This is a genomic window from Dermabacter jinjuensis (assembly GCF_902381725.1).
GTDB lineage: Bacteria > Actinomycetota > Actinomycetes > Actinomycetales > Dermabacteraceae > Dermabacter > Dermabacter hominis.
Genome location: NZ_LR698963.1, coordinates 257,154 through 269,315, shown reverse-complemented (window position 1 = coordinate 269,315; position 12,162 = coordinate 257,154). Strand labels below are relative to the sequence as shown.

Sequence of the window (12,162 nt, the reverse complement as noted above, 5' to 3'; positions counted from 1 at the left end):
ATCAACCCTATGGCATCAGCACAGCTGTTGTGGTTCACTTAACTACAACAGCCGTTGTGATTGGAGAAGGAATGCGCAAGCTCGTCTACTACGTCGCCGCGAGCCTGGACGGATTCATTGCCGGCCAAGACGGCGACACCTCCAGGTTCCCGATCGAGCCTGAAACGCTGAACGAACTCTTCGCCCGCTACCCAGAGACATGCCCCTGTCACCTGCGAGAGGTCTTGGGCGTGAAGGGGGAACCGCGACGATTCGACACTGTCCTGATGGGCGCCCGGACCCATGAACCTGCACTCGACGCGGGCCTGACCAGCGCCTACCCGCATCTCCGACAGATCGTCGTCACTCATCGCGAGCTGCCCGTGGATCCCACCGTCGAAAGGTGGGAGGGCAACGTTGTCGAACGTGTCGCCAACCTCAAGAGGGAACCGGGCAAGGACATCTGGCTCTGCGGGGGCGGCTCGCTGGCCGGCCAGCTCTTGGATCAGATCGACGAGCTGCAGCTCAAGATCAATCCCGTGACATTAGGAGACGGAGTTCCGCTGTTCACAGGTAGCGCCTCCCGTGGTTGGACTCCGACAAGCATCGAGACGCTTCCCGGCGGGATCGTGCTGGCGAGCTACTCCCGAGCAAAGCGATGAGTCACGCAAACGCGGCATTGACGCCCCGCCATCGTTTGATGGTGGGGCGTCTCGTTGTTGATGAGGGTTGGCCGATCAGTGAGGTCGCTGCCCGCTTCCAGGTGTCTTGGCCGACCGTGAAGCGCTGGGCTGATCGCTACCGCGCCGGTCAGTCGATGCAGGACCGCTCCTCGCGCCCGCACCATTCACCCAGTAGGACCAGTCCGCAGGTCACCCGGCGCTGCATCCAGATGCGCCTCCGTCTCCGAGAAGGACCAGTGCAGTTGGCCTGCCGCCTGGGCATTGCGCCGTCGACCGTCCATCGGATCCTGACCGATGCTCGCTTGAACCGGCTGTCCCATGTCGACCGGGCCACCGGCGAACCCGTCCGTCGCTACGAGCATGACCATCCTGGCGCGATGCTGCACGTCGATGTGAAGAAGCTCGGCAACATCCCCGACGGCGGAGGCTGGCGCTACGTCGGGCGGCGCCAAGGCGAGAAGAACCGCGCCGCGACCCCCGGCAAGCCCAGGAACAAGCACTACGACCCGTTGATGGGCAAGGCGTTCGTCCATACCGTCATCGATGATCACTCCCGCGTCGCCTACGCCGAGATCCACGACGACGAAACCGCCATCACCGCCACCGCGGTCCTGGTCCGGGCTGTCGAGTGGTTCAACGCCCGCGGAGTCACCGTCGAAAGGGTCCTGTCCGACAACGGCGGCGCCTACCGCTCGCACCTGTGGCGGCACACTTGCGCCGAGCTCGGAATCAAGCACAAGCGCACTCGGCCCTATCGTCCGCAGACCAACGGGAAGATCGAACGCTTCCACCGCACCTTGGCTGATGGTTGGGCCTATGCCCGCTGCTACACCTCGGAGGCCGAGCGTCGCGGTGAGCTGGACGGTTGGCTGCACTACTACAACCAACACCGGCCCCACACGGCCTGCGGGAACCAGCCGCCTTTCTCACGATTGATCAACGTGTCCGGTCAGTACACTTAGGGGGAGTGCTTTGGGAGGCCACAGGCTTTAATGAACAGAGATGTTTATCGAAGGCCACGGGAATGGAAGGGAAGCCAATGTTGGAAGCAGAGCTCAGAATCAGAGACTTCAAGATTCACGTTGAGGGTGAAGGTCCCGTGAGATCGGTGGCGTCACTTTTTGAGGGCTTCGACGAGGCGTTCGGCGTAAGTGGCCGGGTCAAGACTCGAGTTCTCTATCGTCGCGGCGACCGTCAACGGGTTGCATACACCCTTTTCGCTACACCCCAGGACCTGTCGCTGACTGTCACTGGTGAGGGTGCCGACGCCATCGAGGGCTTCCAGAACGTGACGGAGGGCTTCATTGAGCGTTTCCGTGTGACCGGGCTGGCCTTGGTGCCGGATTTCGAGGACATTAGTTTGGGGATTGAAGTTGATCGAGATCATGACTGAGATCCCTGTTCGGGGGGGTTAGGCGACGACTGTCAGGTGGGGTGTGGGGTTGAGGATTTCCCATACGGCGTCCATGAGGGGGCGGTCTGCTTCGGTGTAGGCGTTGACGTGTTTCACCTGGCTGTTGGTGAGGTTCATGGGGCGTTTTTCTGGTTCGATGCCGTGTTTTTCGATGTAGGCGGCTTTGAGACGTTTGCCGAAGGTGGGGGAAATTGACCGCAGGTTTTTGGTGGAGAGTCCTTTTTCTTTGAGGTAGTCCTTTGTGTAGAGGGGTGCGCGGTTGGGGTCGAGGGTGGCGTGTTCGCCGAGTCCGCGGGCGAGGATGATGCGGGCTTTGGCTTCGAGGTGGTCGGGGTGGATGAGGCCTTTGGCGGCTTGGCAGAGTTCCATTTGTGCTTGGGTTTGGAACATGAGGGCGCGCATTTGGTGTTCGGTGGCGTTGGGGTTGATTGCGCCGCCGTTGTGGAAGTAGTTGTCGAGGGCGTCGGCTGCTTCGCGTTGGAATGTTTCGACGAGGTTGCGGGCGCGGTCTGATTTGAGGCGGGTGGTGTCGATGGTGGCGAGCCACATGGTGAAGGTGCGACGGTCGATGGTGACCATTTCGTAGGTTTTCCTGTCTGCGCCAGTCATGTCCATCATGGACATGGTTGCCCACGGGGTACGCCCGAGCCGCTTGTATTGGGCCTCGAGCTGGATGCCCATCGCGTCGCACGCCGGGCGAAGAGCGACACGGATCGTGTCACCATCTTGCGCGGCGCTGATCGTGGTGCCGTGGAACGGGATAGCTTGAAGCTGCATGATGAAACCTTTCAAGAAGAGGTGCCGTAGAAAGCCACGGACTTACAGGGATCAAAAAGAGGGGATGCCTAGGCGGCGTAGAGGACCGGGTCGAGGTCGAAAAGGTCGCTCGTTTTCACGTTCAGCGCTTTAGCGATCTTGGCGGCTGTTTCGGGGTTTGTGGTTGTACGTGCACCGGAGGCCAGATTTCCGACGGTGGACTTCGATACCCCGGCTGCTCTGGCGAGGTCTGCGTAGGACCAGCGCTGGTAGGTGAGCGCCATTTTTAGTGCCCGCGCGGAGCATGTGGCGGTGAAGTTGCGTCGAGTGTCGTTGTAGTTCACTGCTACCTCCTTCCAATGTTTCGGTGTTGTCTGGAGACTCCACAATAACCACATTGGACGCTGTTGTCCACCAGAAAACCCCAAAAAATCGCGTTTAGCTGCGTGACCAGGAATTACACAGGTGAGATTCTTGGACGGCGCGTCCACACGTAGCCTTGTGGAGACAACGAAACTCCACCAAGGTGTGTGCCATGAGCGAGCTAAGCAACTACCTCAGCAGCCTGAACAAGGATGGCTGGTCGCTCCGTCGTATCGCAGCAGAGGCGAAAAAGCATGGGCACGCAATCGACCACACAACGGTGCGTAAGTACATCAATGGAGAGCACGGCGTACCGAGCGCTAAAGTTCTGGCAGCCCTGGCCGACGCTTTCTCCGTTGATGTGAATACCCTGCGCGAGCTCTCCAACCTCGGCCCAACCGGTGAGCCGTTTGAGCTAGGCCCCGAAGCCGCCGCACTCACCGGCCCCCAACGCGACGCTATCCGCCACCTCGTCCGCGTCTTCCTCGACACCAACCAACACCACCACACCACCACCGAAACACCCCGGCCCCAACAAGCCGACTATGACCTCGCCGCCCACGAAGCACCGAACCAGGGCGCGAAGATGCGCGATGCGCTCGATGCTGAGCAAGAGACACCTGAAAAGTTCTACGACGGAGACGAACCAGCGTGAGCGGACGCCAGAAAACCGTTTGGCGAGACAAATGGCTGCTCAAGCCTGTAGTTCAGTTCGGTCTCGGCTTTGCTTATTGGTTTAGCGCGATCCTCTCCCCGCTAGTTATCTCCTTTGATTCGTGGCTGACTGCCAACTTTCGTCTGTTGGGGTCAAACGGCGGACGGCGGCTGGGAGTGTTCCTAGGTGTTCTCGCACTCGTTTCAAAGGCCATCCTAGACGAAGTGGACAAAGCCAAGATTCGCAGAGTAGAAGTTGAGCGAAAGGCGGCTGTGGACGAATTTGCCGTCGGCTTGGCTAACTTGTCGACGACCCTAGCTAGGGCTGAAGAGCAATTTTCCCACGACCGTGAAGTGCATTGCGTGGAAGCAGGAGCAAATTTCTTGGTCCAGCACCTCTCGAAGGAGATTGAGAAGGTCCGTGTTTGCGTATATCGGCTCGATTATGCTGAGAAAATAGGCGGTACCTTAGACACGCAGACCCCAGTCCTTTCCTTGGTTGGGGAGCCCCGTGGGCGCGCAACCAATCTAGCCCGGGAGGTGTTTAGCTCGGAGGACTGGGACTACGATGGGGAAAGAACTCTCGAGTGCATCCTTAGGGATCGGGTGCTAGAGGGTAAGCCGGAAGAAGCGTCGATTTCAGCACGGTCGTACAGGCACTTCCTATCCGTCCCGATGGTTCGCAGGAAGGAAGTCGTAGGGATGATCTGCGCTGACTCACCAGTTAGCCCGATTTCTCCTGAAGACTATGAATCTGTCCTCCGCTCTGTCGGACTCTTAGTTGCGATGGGGCTGGACCCTATGCCCGGAGGACGTTACGGACGGAGATCGCTTACGACGTCGGGAGACGTGAACCTAGATAAGATTCGTGGCTACTATGAGAGTAAGAACCGGAGGAGGTGACGAGATGATGTCTGAGCACCTTGCTAGCGGCACCCGTGCGAATGTCCGTGACGTAGCGCAGTACATTCTAGACAAGTATGACCACCCCCTTCCGACCATGAAGCTGCAGAAACTTGTCTACTACTCCCAAGCCCTTCATTGCGCTGCACTTGGTGAGCCACTGTTCGACGAGGTGATCGAAGCGTGGAGAAATGGTCCAGTAGTTCGGGATCTCTACTCGACGCACCGTGGCCGCGCTACCGTCACCACCATCCCCCAGGGAGACTCCGGAGCGCTTACAGAAAGCCAAAAAGGGGCTATTGATGCGGTTATCGATTCGTTTGGCGGTCTGACCGGATGGCAGCTGAGCCAGATGACGCATAACGAAGCCCCTTGGATTCAAGCGTTTGATGGAGATGACGAGTATCCGCAGACCCCAATTGAAACGGACGTTATGGCGTCGTACTACCGGGAAAAGTGGGGCCTGGCAGTTGGCCAGTGATAATAGCGTCGCTTAAATGTCTCACCCTCCCGCGATTGTGGGAGGGTGAGTTTCTATAACCCTTGGGACCATCTACACGTCGCTTTCCCTGACGTGCGTGTTGAGTTCACGCGGCTTGAGGGGCGGTGTGGTGAGACGAACGGCCGTGACTTGATTCGGTTGGATAAGCGTTTGCTTCAGGTGGAGCGGCGTTGCACTCTCGCGCATGAGCTCGTGCATCTCGAGGCGGGTGAAGGGCGGGCCTGTACGGCGTCCCGCGAGCGCGAGGTGAACCGCGTAGCGGCGGCGCGGCTGATCTCGTTGGAGGCGCTCGTGGCGGCCTCTCGGTGGGCGCGTGACCCAGCAGAGCTTGCGGAAGAGCTGTGGGTCACTCGGTCGATGCTTGAAGCGCGTTGCGAGACGCTCACGGCGGCGGAACTGTTCGCGGTGGCGGGGGCTGGAAAATGAATAGGTTGGTGGTGGGGGGGTTTGGCGAATGGCTAACCGAATGGCTAACTGGCGAAAAATCGGAGGCATATAAAAACGACCCCCACCGGGTGTTTGTCCTGGTGGGGGCCGCTTTCTTGTGGAGCCTCCTGCCGGAATCGAACCGGCGACCTATTCATTACGAGTGAAAATCTCTAGGGTTTTCTGAGCGTCCAAAAATCGCCCTGACCTGCGGGAATAGACCGCGGGGTGTCCCTGGCTTATGCTTGAGAAGGGTTACAAGAAGGGTTACAAGATTTAGGGGCCAAAGTGGCAAATAGGCGAAGGCGGCAATGGGGAACCGGGTCAGTCACGCAGCGACCGGATGGACGCTGGTTTGGGCGTATCGACGCGGGCTTCAATGCCAAGGGCGAGCGAGTTCGTAAGGGGGTCGTTCGCAAAACCGAAGCGGAATGCAAACGCGCTCTTACCGACCTCGCCCGCAAGATCGATCGCGGCATGGATATTTCGCAAAACTCGCGCGTCTCGGTGAAGTCGTGGGCTGAACAGTGGCTCACCCTTCGCGAGGATCGCGTACGCCCCTCGTCATTCAATGCTGACCGTTCAGCGGTCACGAAATGGATTATCCCGACCTTGGGCCGTAAGACTCTCGCGGGGCTAACCCCGGCGGATGTGCGCCGCGTCCACAAGGCGATGCAGAGCGCGGGTCGTGCCGATTCGAGTGTGACGAGGGCACACGCGACGATGATGACGATGCTCAAGGATGCTTACCTCGAAGGTCACGAGGTTTCGCGCCGCGTGCTCGATGCTCCACCGCCGGGCATGGGGGAGTCGGAGCGTGTCGATATCCCGGTCGAGGATGCCGTGAAGCTGATTCACGCGGCGGCGGATTCACCCATGCGGTCTAGGTGGGTCGCGGCGCTCATGCAAGGGATGAGGCAAGCGGAATGCTTAGGCCTCACGTGGGACGCGGTCGACCTCGACGCGGGCACAATGGAAGTATCTACCCAATTGAAGGCGATTCCGTACCGTCACGGGTGTGGCGGAACGTGTGGGCGGCGTTTCGGGGGCGATTGCCCGGAGCGTGAGTTTCGCGTGCCTCGCGGCTACAAGATGACGCAGGTTCAAGATCGGTGGCACCTGGTGCCGCCTAAGACTCGCGCCGGTGTTCGCGTTATCCCGATGACCCCGTGGATGCACGCGGCGTTGAAAGAGCGTGAGCTGACCGCACCGGATTCGATCTTGGTGTGGGCGAACGATGACGGCTCCGTGAGGGATGAGAAGCAGGATGCGGCGGAGTGGAAGGAGCTTCAGGACGCGGCGGGCGTGCGTAAGCCGGGCGGGGAGTATTACACGCTTCACGAGTGCCGACACACGGCTGCAACGATTCTGTTAGTGCTCGGCGTGGATCCGCTCGTGGTGATTCGCATTCTGGGTCATTCGTCGATTCTCTCGACGCAGCGCTATCAGCATGTCGATATGGAGTTGATGCGCAAGGCGCTCGAGGGGGTTGCGGGCGCGTTGCGGCTTGATGCCTAGCTGGTGGCGCGCGGCATGTGGACGCTATTCGCCGGTTGAACCCTGAGTTTTTGGGCATGAAAAGAGACCCCACCCGGCCCGCGAGGGCTAGGTGGGGTTCTGCTGGCAACGTACCGGTGACCGGGCCGTTGTGGCACGAAACCCCCGCGCGGTGGCGGGGGTCAAGGCGGGCGGGAACCCGTAGGCTCCTGCGTGCTCAGTGTATCGTAGAATGACATCAACATGACCGGTTCCGCTACCCGTGAGGGAGTCCAGGGCCGGTCCTTGTTTTATTCGTCGGCGCGGTGCGTGTTCGTACTAGGGCCCGCGGTGAAATCGGCGTTCACGATGGACGTGAGCACCGACAGGAGCGTCGCGGTTGCGGCAACCGAGAGGAGGCCCGGCCAATCCAGTTGAGTGATGCCCACGGCCTCCGTACCGATCAACGCGATAAGCGTCTGCGCCATCGTCTTTAGAGCGCGTTCGAGCGCACCGAGTGCCCATGCTTTAGTTCCGATCATTCTCAAGTTCCTTTCCTTCGATCATGACGAGTGAGGCGAGCATCCACGCGTGGAATGGCGTCGCGAGTAGCACGCGAGCGCCGCCGGGGATGTCCGAGACAATCGCTTCGATAGCGCCGAACCCGAGAATTAGTGAGCACCCGAGGCCGGCGAGAGTGAAAAACCGGTCATGGACGGGCCGCGCCGCGAAACTCGCGCGAACCTTCCACGCGTAGACGAGGGTGGATAACGTGAGTGCCGCGTTCAACATGCGCACGTAGTCAATTGGGTCGAACAACGTTCTTTCCCTTCCATTCGAACGGCTCCCAGGCTGGGGCACTAGGCGGGGGTGGCGGATCTCCTCGCCAAATATGCGCTTCCAGCGCGTCGATGTGTTGCCGCTGTCGGTATATCTGTCTTTCCACGTGCGCCTCGTAGGCCTCTTGCCGCGCCTGCATGTCCTCGATCCGTGCCGCAAGTTTTGCGACGTATTCGGGGCCAGCATCAATAGCCGCTACTCGTGCATCTGAGCTGCTCTTCATTTTCGTGGCAAGGACCGTGCCCATGACTCCGAGGGAGGCTGCGCCGATGCCGGGGCCGATGAGTTGTGTCCAGTCCATTACGCCCCCACATCGACGCTTTGTATCTCTTTCAGTCTCATCGTCGCGAGAACCACGCCACCGAACGTCAAATACGTCCCGGTGCTAATCCAGTCCGTGGGGGAGCCTTGCACGAGGGGAGTCAGCCACGCGACGGCATACCCGAACCCCCAAATCACGAGAGCCGACCCGATAAGCGCGGTCCCTATGACCCACCTAGCGAGTGCCACAGATGCGATACCGACCAGACCGAGAATGAGCCACGTGATCCCGGCGAGCCACGGCCATGCGCCCGTCCACGCCTCAACCGCGCCGCCGTTTACTGAGGGGGCGGCATCGAGGTGGGCGGGAAGCATATAGGCGACGCCACGCCAGCATGAGCCGATAGAAAGAATCGCGAGAATCGCGCGGCGCGTGAACGTCGCGTTACCAGGCTCAATCATTGCCCACCTCACTTCACGGGAAGCGACCAGGCCGCGTCCCACGTGGCCTTGTCGACGTGGCCAGTAACCTTCAGGCCTTTGTTCTTCTGGAACTGGCGCACGACCCGCTCGGTGTCGCGCCCGTAGCGGCCGTCCGCGCCGTCTTCGCCGATTCCCCACCCACGAGCTTGCATCCTGGCCTGGTACACCGCGAGGCCTTTCGACCTCCACCTGCCGTTCACCAGGATCACGTCATTAGGCACGCGGCTGTTCCTCGTACGACCCGAAACAGACTGCCGGGGGCCGCTAGGCGGGCCGTAGTAGTAGCCGTTCGGGAGGGGGAATGCGGGGGCCTTCAAGCACGCCGCGCCACTCACAGGCTTCGAGGTGCCCTTCGACGCCGCTGCTGCGGGCGCTGCCTTCCAGTTCGGCCTAATGACGTACCGCACCTGCGAGGGGCGACGGACACGCCGCGCGACCCGGCCACCGTTCGACTGCGACCCCTTCGAGCCCGTGGACGTGTTTCCTTCAATGCATTGGAAGTTCCCGGACGTGAGTACCTTTTCGAGGATGCCGACGTGGTTCGCGCGCTTCGTGCTCATGTCCCAGTCGAATACGAGGACGTCGCCCGGCTGCGCCTGCGACTTCGGGACGTGGCCGCCATGCGAGGCGCGGTAATTCACGTTGTACGACTGCTTACCGGGGAGGATGTTGAGGCATCCGGCTTTCCAAAAGACCCAGGTCACGAAAATGTCGCAAAAAGCCACTCCTGACGCGAGTAGCCATTTATCGTTGGGCCACAGCGCGGGCTGCGTCTCTCGCGCGTACTTCGTGCCGCGTTGCGGGTCATTCCAGCGGGAGTAACCGATCTCACCGGCGGCGATAGCGAGAACCTTACGTGCGCTCATGCCTCCACCTCCACATCGCTGTAGTCCACGGGCTCGGGCGCTTCAACGTCCGGTGTCTCCGAACCGACCGAGTCAGACACCTCTACCCCTTCAGGGATCTGTAGTTCTTCGTCGCACATGTTTACCTCCTCTTTTCGGGCATGAAAAAAGCCCCACGTGGGGGCCAGGGTTGGTTTAGGGGTTATGCGGTAACTTCGCGAGCCTTCTCGAGCTTCGTCCACGCGTCGCCCACGATCCACTCGATCGTGCTATCGGGAATGTTAGAGCCGCCACCACACTCCGAGCATGCTTGTTTCACGGCTTCAGTGTTCGCCGCTAGTTCCAACATGAACGGCTGCACGATCACTTCAGGATCGGTGAGCCCGAGCCGCGCGAACTCGCCTTCCTTGCCGATAGCGATCTTGCGGATAGCGCCGCACACGCGGCGACGTAGTGTCTCGTTACCGAGCATCACTTCACTCGTAATAAGCGACATTTCGTTCCTCACTTCCAATAATCGATTTCCAGAGTCGCGTCAGGGTTGCCGCGAATGTACTCGTTCCGGCCGGTGCTGTTCGTCGAAATACCGAAACCCTTGTAGGTGCCGTTCGCGAACCCTGCGCAGATCGACGGGTCGGTGATATCGAACGTCACCCAAGAGTTTCGTTTCACGTTCTTCGACCCCACGTACCGCGAGAGTCCCGCCGTGGAACCGAAGCTCGACCTGCCGTGCAAATGAAAGTGCGCGGTGCCGCCCGTCGAGTTGTAGGTGTGCGCAACCCAGAACCCGAGCCGCACCCGCTCGACCTTCGAGCCGGACAACTCGCCGGGCATGTTTCCGAACAGCCAGATGCCCTCACGGTTGCCAACGCGCGAATAGTAGCCCTGGGTAGCGTCATTCTTCCCCGACTGGCGAGACCCGCCACGGTAATACGTCGCGCACGCTGTCGCCTTGCGGGAGGCGTGCCGCTTCGTCTTCACCGGCGGGGGCGGGGGTGGTGGCGGTGTTGGTGTCGAGGTCTTCTCTTCCGGGTCATTCCACGCCTGGCCCGATTCTTCAATATCGGGGCCGATGTCTTCGATCACGAGATCGGCGCGTAAACCATTAAGCACCGCGCGGTGGTAGGCCGACGGCGATTCGGTTCGAACGAGAAAACTGTAGTCTTTCGGCTCAGTGAGGTTGAGGCCGCTCGGCCCGGTCGCGAACGTCGCGTACATGCCCGGCACCACGTGCTCCCACGTGGAAGTTGTGGCCGGGAAGGTGTTGAGCCTGTAAATCTTGTCGTCGCTCGTGTATGGCACCTCGAAATATTCCAGACGCGCCCAGACCGGCTGCGTGGGGTTCGAGTTCACGTCCACGCGAAACGGTGACGTAGTAATCCTGTACAACCTGCCCGGTTGTAGTGTCGTCCACACCTCGAGAATGCGAGTCAGGCTCTTGCGGAAGTTCGTGTTAGTGGACCTCCTGCCCCACGCGACTACACCGCGCGGGCCGTCAGCAACAACATCTGACAGTTCGCGGCCAGCAACCCAGAGTTTCTCGAACCTGCCTTCGAGGCCCGTCACACCCCCGTCCGCATCCATCGACGCTTTGCCAGTGTCGATCGTGGCGGTGCCATCGCGCGCGATCTTCACGAGCTCCATGTCGTTGCCCTCGTCATCCACGCCGTAGGACGTGAACCCGTTCGAGTCGATCTCGATCCGCTGCCCCTCCTTCGCAGTGCGGAACAGCCCAGAGGTAATAATGTTCGCAGCAAGATCGCCAATAACAGCCTCATCAATCGCCGCGCCGTTCGTGCGAAGGTTCTGAATGAACGCCTGCTGAATGTCAGCCGTGCGGGCGGCGAGAGCCTGAATCACCGCATCGTTGATCTGAGCGGAATCCGTGACCCTGAGCTGCGAAGCGTCCAGCGTGATGAAGCGTGCGACTTCGCCCGCGAGTTCCACGACGTTGATCTGGTTAGCGCCGATCTTCCCGGCGGTAATCCTCGAGGCTTCAAGCTCGATCACTTTTGCGATACGCGCCGCGAGGTTGCCAATGACCGCAGTGCTCATGTACGCCGTGTCGGTGACGGTCATGTTGCGAAACACGCCGTCGATACGCTCACCGAGGGTGCCGTCCGCCTGCTCGCGGTCAGTGCGCTCAGCCTCGACCGCTTCACGCCACGCCTGTTCCGTGGCCGCGATCTGTGCCTCGGCCGCAGCTATCTTCGCGTCGAACTCGCTGAAGTCGATGTTGCCCGGATCAACCTTCGCTAGCTCCTCCTTCAGAGCTGGTAGCTCCTTCTCGCGAAGGTTCGCGAGGGCCTCACGCGCGCTCTCCAGTTCTGTTTCGGAGTCCGCGAGGCGCTTCTCTAGGGCCGCCGCCCGCTCCACTGTGGAATCAAGCTCGACCGCGAACCGGCGAACACTATGGCCCGTGACCTCCCCGGTATCCGGGTTGGTCGTATTCCATATGACATCGCCGTTTTCGCCCAGGTCTTTGATCCCAGCCGGGCGCGTATCGACCTGCTGCGCCTTCGCCGCGAGCTTCGCCGTCAAATCAGCGAGCGCCCGTTCCGGGCTGGGCTTCAAGTT

Annotated in this window: 18 protein-coding genes; 8 read left to right on the top strand and 10 right to left on the bottom strand. The window is 60.5% G+C overall.

Features of this window, described 5'->3' with window-relative positions:
• Positions 1 to 71 precede the first annotated feature (71 nt).
• From FXY94_RS01340 to FXY94_RS10745, 3 genes are all read left to right on the top strand, one after another.
• Positions 72 to 641, top strand: a complete 570-nt coding sequence (locus FXY94_RS01340; protein WP_016663216.1) for a dihydrofolate reductase family protein — start codon at positions 72 to 74, stop codon at positions 639 to 641.
• On the top strand, positions 638 to 1,624 hold the full coding sequence (locus FXY94_RS01335; RefSeq protein ID WP_016663215.1) for an IS481 family transposase: 987 nt from the start codon (positions 638 to 640) through the stop codon (positions 1,622 to 1,624). The genes FXY94_RS01340 and FXY94_RS01335 overlap by 4 nt, the downstream gene beginning before the upstream one ends.
• A gap of 77 nt (positions 1,625 to 1,701) precedes the next feature.
• Entirely contained in the window at positions 1,702 to 2,055 is a 354-nt protein-coding gene (locus FXY94_RS10745; RefSeq protein ID WP_040386358.1) for a hypothetical protein, read from the top strand.
• A gap of 18 nt (positions 2,056 to 2,073) precedes the next feature.
• On the opposite strand, the gene FXY94_RS01325 is transcribed toward FXY94_RS10745, so the two are convergent.
• Positions 2,074 to 2,853 carry a phage antirepressor N-terminal domain-containing protein gene (locus FXY94_RS01325; RefSeq protein WP_016663213.1) on the bottom strand — a complete coding sequence of 260 codons (780 nt, stop codon included), beginning with the start codon at positions 2,851 to 2,853 and terminating at the stop codon, positions 2,074 to 2,076.
• 68 nt (positions 2,854 to 2,921) lie between these two features.
• Entirely contained in the window at positions 2,922 to 3,176 is a 255-nt protein-coding gene (locus FXY94_RS01320; RefSeq protein WP_016663212.1) for a helix-turn-helix transcriptional regulator, read from the bottom strand.
• Between the two features lie 191 nt (positions 3,177 to 3,367).
• Here FXY94_RS01320 and FXY94_RS01315 point away from each other — a divergent pair, with 191 nt between their 5' ends.
• From FXY94_RS01315 to FXY94_RS01295, 5 genes are all read left to right on the top strand, one after another.
• Positions 3,368 to 3,850 carry a helix-turn-helix domain-containing protein gene (locus FXY94_RS01315; RefSeq protein ID WP_016663211.1) on the top strand — a complete coding sequence of 161 codons (483 nt, stop codon included), beginning with the start codon at positions 3,368 to 3,370 and terminating at the stop codon, positions 3,848 to 3,850.
• A complete protein-coding gene (locus FXY94_RS01310) occupies positions 3,847 to 4,752 on the top strand; it encodes a GAF domain-containing protein (protein ID WP_016663210.1) in 906 nt (301 codons plus the stop codon). The genes FXY94_RS01315 and FXY94_RS01310 overlap by 4 nt, the downstream gene beginning before the upstream one ends.
• A gap of 4 nt (positions 4,753 to 4,756) precedes the next feature.
• Entirely contained in the window at positions 4,757 to 5,233 is a 477-nt protein-coding gene (locus tag FXY94_RS01305; protein WP_051120593.1) for a Panacea domain-containing protein, read from the top strand.
• 45 nt (positions 5,234 to 5,278) lie between these two features.
• A complete protein-coding gene (locus FXY94_RS01300) occupies positions 5,279 to 5,680 on the top strand; it encodes an ImmA/IrrE family metallo-endopeptidase (protein WP_040386356.1) in 402 nt (133 codons plus the stop codon).
• A gap of 288 nt (positions 5,681 to 5,968) precedes the next feature.
• The gene (locus FXY94_RS01295) at positions 5,969 to 7,198 is read left to right on the top strand and encodes a tyrosine-type recombinase/integrase (protein WP_016663207.1); all 1,230 of its coding nucleotides are present in this window, start codon (positions 5,969 to 5,971) and stop codon (positions 7,196 to 7,198) included.
• A gap of 269 nt (positions 7,199 to 7,467) precedes the next feature.
• Here FXY94_RS01295 and FXY94_RS01290 read toward each other — a convergent pair whose 3' ends face one another.
• The 8 genes from FXY94_RS01290 to FXY94_RS01260 all read right to left on the bottom strand — a co-directional run bounded on the left by FXY94_RS01290 (position 7,468) and on the right by FXY94_RS01260 (position 12,159).
• Positions 7,468 to 7,698: a holin gene (locus FXY94_RS01290; protein WP_016663206.1), complete on the bottom strand. Its 231-nt coding sequence runs from the start codon at positions 7,696 to 7,698 to the stop codon at positions 7,468 to 7,470.
• Positions 7,685 to 7,948 carry a hypothetical protein gene (locus FXY94_RS01285; RefSeq protein WP_147594865.1) on the bottom strand — a complete coding sequence of 88 codons (264 nt, stop codon included), beginning with the start codon at positions 7,946 to 7,948 and terminating at the stop codon, positions 7,685 to 7,687. Before FXY94_RS01285 ends, FXY94_RS01290 begins: the two co-directional genes overlap by 14 nt.
• 10 nt (positions 7,949 to 7,958) lie before the next feature.
• Positions 7,959 to 8,297 carry a hypothetical protein gene (locus FXY94_RS01280; protein WP_016663204.1) on the bottom strand — a complete coding sequence of 113 codons (339 nt, stop codon included), beginning with the start codon at positions 8,295 to 8,297 and terminating at the stop codon, positions 7,959 to 7,961.
• Positions 8,297 to 8,719 carry a hypothetical protein gene (locus FXY94_RS01275; RefSeq protein ID WP_016663203.1) on the bottom strand — a complete coding sequence of 141 codons (423 nt, stop codon included), beginning with the start codon at positions 8,717 to 8,719 and terminating at the stop codon, positions 8,297 to 8,299. The genes FXY94_RS01280 and FXY94_RS01275 overlap by 1 nt, the downstream gene beginning before the upstream one ends.
• Positions 8,720 to 8,727: 8 nt before the next feature.
• Positions 8,728 to 9,606: a peptidoglycan-binding protein gene (locus tag FXY94_RS01270; RefSeq protein WP_016663202.1), complete on the bottom strand. Its 879-nt coding sequence runs from the start codon at positions 9,604 to 9,606 to the stop codon at positions 8,728 to 8,730.
• A complete protein-coding gene (locus tag FXY94_RS11085; protein WP_016663201.1) occupies positions 9,603 to 9,725 on the bottom strand; it encodes a hypothetical protein in 123 nt (40 codons plus the stop codon). The genes FXY94_RS01270 and FXY94_RS11085 overlap by 4 nt, the downstream gene beginning before the upstream one ends.
• Before the next feature lie 62 nt (positions 9,726 to 9,787).
• Positions 9,788 to 10,093 carry a hypothetical protein gene (locus tag FXY94_RS01265; protein ID WP_232049677.1) on the bottom strand — a complete coding sequence of 102 codons (306 nt, stop codon included), beginning with the start codon at positions 10,091 to 10,093 and terminating at the stop codon, positions 9,788 to 9,790.
• Positions 10,090 to 12,159 (bottom strand): hypothetical protein, encoded by a 2,070-nt coding sequence (locus FXY94_RS01260; protein ID WP_040386350.1) that lies wholly within the window; start codon positions 12,157 to 12,159, stop codon positions 10,090 to 10,092. Before FXY94_RS01260 ends, FXY94_RS01265 begins: the two co-directional genes overlap by 4 nt.
• Positions 12,160 to 12,162: the final 3 nt, after the last annotated feature.

What these genes read in the sequence shown, in the direction of transcription:
- FXY94_RS01340 (WP_016663216.1), top strand. Translation starts at nt 72, where the DNA reads ATGCGCAAGCTCGTCTACTACGTCGCCGCGAGCCTGGACGGATTCATT.
- FXY94_RS01335 (WP_016663215.1), top strand. Translation starts at nt 638, where the DNA reads ATGAGTCACGCAAACGCGGCATTGACGCCCCGCCATCGTTTGATGGTG.
- FXY94_RS10745 (WP_040386358.1), top strand. Translation starts at nt 1,702, where the DNA reads ATGTTGGAAGCAGAGCTCAGAATCAGAGACTTCAAGATTCACGTTGAG.
- FXY94_RS01325 (WP_016663213.1), bottom strand. Translation starts at nt 2,853, where the DNA reads ATGCAGCTTCAAGCTATCCCGTTCCACGGCACCACGATCAGCGCCGCG.
- FXY94_RS01315 (WP_016663211.1), top strand. Translation starts at nt 3,368, where the DNA reads ATGAGCGAGCTAAGCAACTACCTCAGCAGCCTGAACAAGGATGGCTGG.
- FXY94_RS01305 (WP_051120593.1), top strand. Translation starts at nt 4,757, where the DNA reads ATGATGTCTGAGCACCTTGCTAGCGGCACCCGTGCGAATGTCCGTGAC.
- FXY94_RS01290 (WP_016663206.1), bottom strand. Translation starts at nt 7,698, where the DNA reads ATGATCGGAACTAAAGCATGGGCACTCGGTGCGCTCGAACGCGCTCTA.
- FXY94_RS01285 (WP_147594865.1), bottom strand. Translation starts at nt 7,948, where the DNA reads ATGTTGAACGCGGCACTCACGTTATCCACCCTCGTCTACGCGTGGAAG.
- FXY94_RS01280 (WP_016663204.1), bottom strand. Translation starts at nt 8,297, where the DNA reads ATGGACTGGACACAACTCATCGGCCCCGGCATCGGCGCAGCCTCCCTC.
- FXY94_RS01275 (WP_016663203.1), bottom strand. Translation starts at nt 8,719, where the DNA reads ATGATTGAGCCTGGTAACGCGACGTTCACGCGCCGCGCGATTCTCGCG.
- FXY94_RS01270 (WP_016663202.1), bottom strand. Translation starts at nt 9,606, where the DNA reads ATGAGCGCACGTAAGGTTCTCGCTATCGCCGCCGGTGAGATCGGTTAC.
- FXY94_RS11085 (WP_016663201.1), bottom strand. Translation starts at nt 9,725, where the DNA reads ATGTGCGACGAAGAACTACAGATCCCTGAAGGGGTAGAGGTGTCTGAC.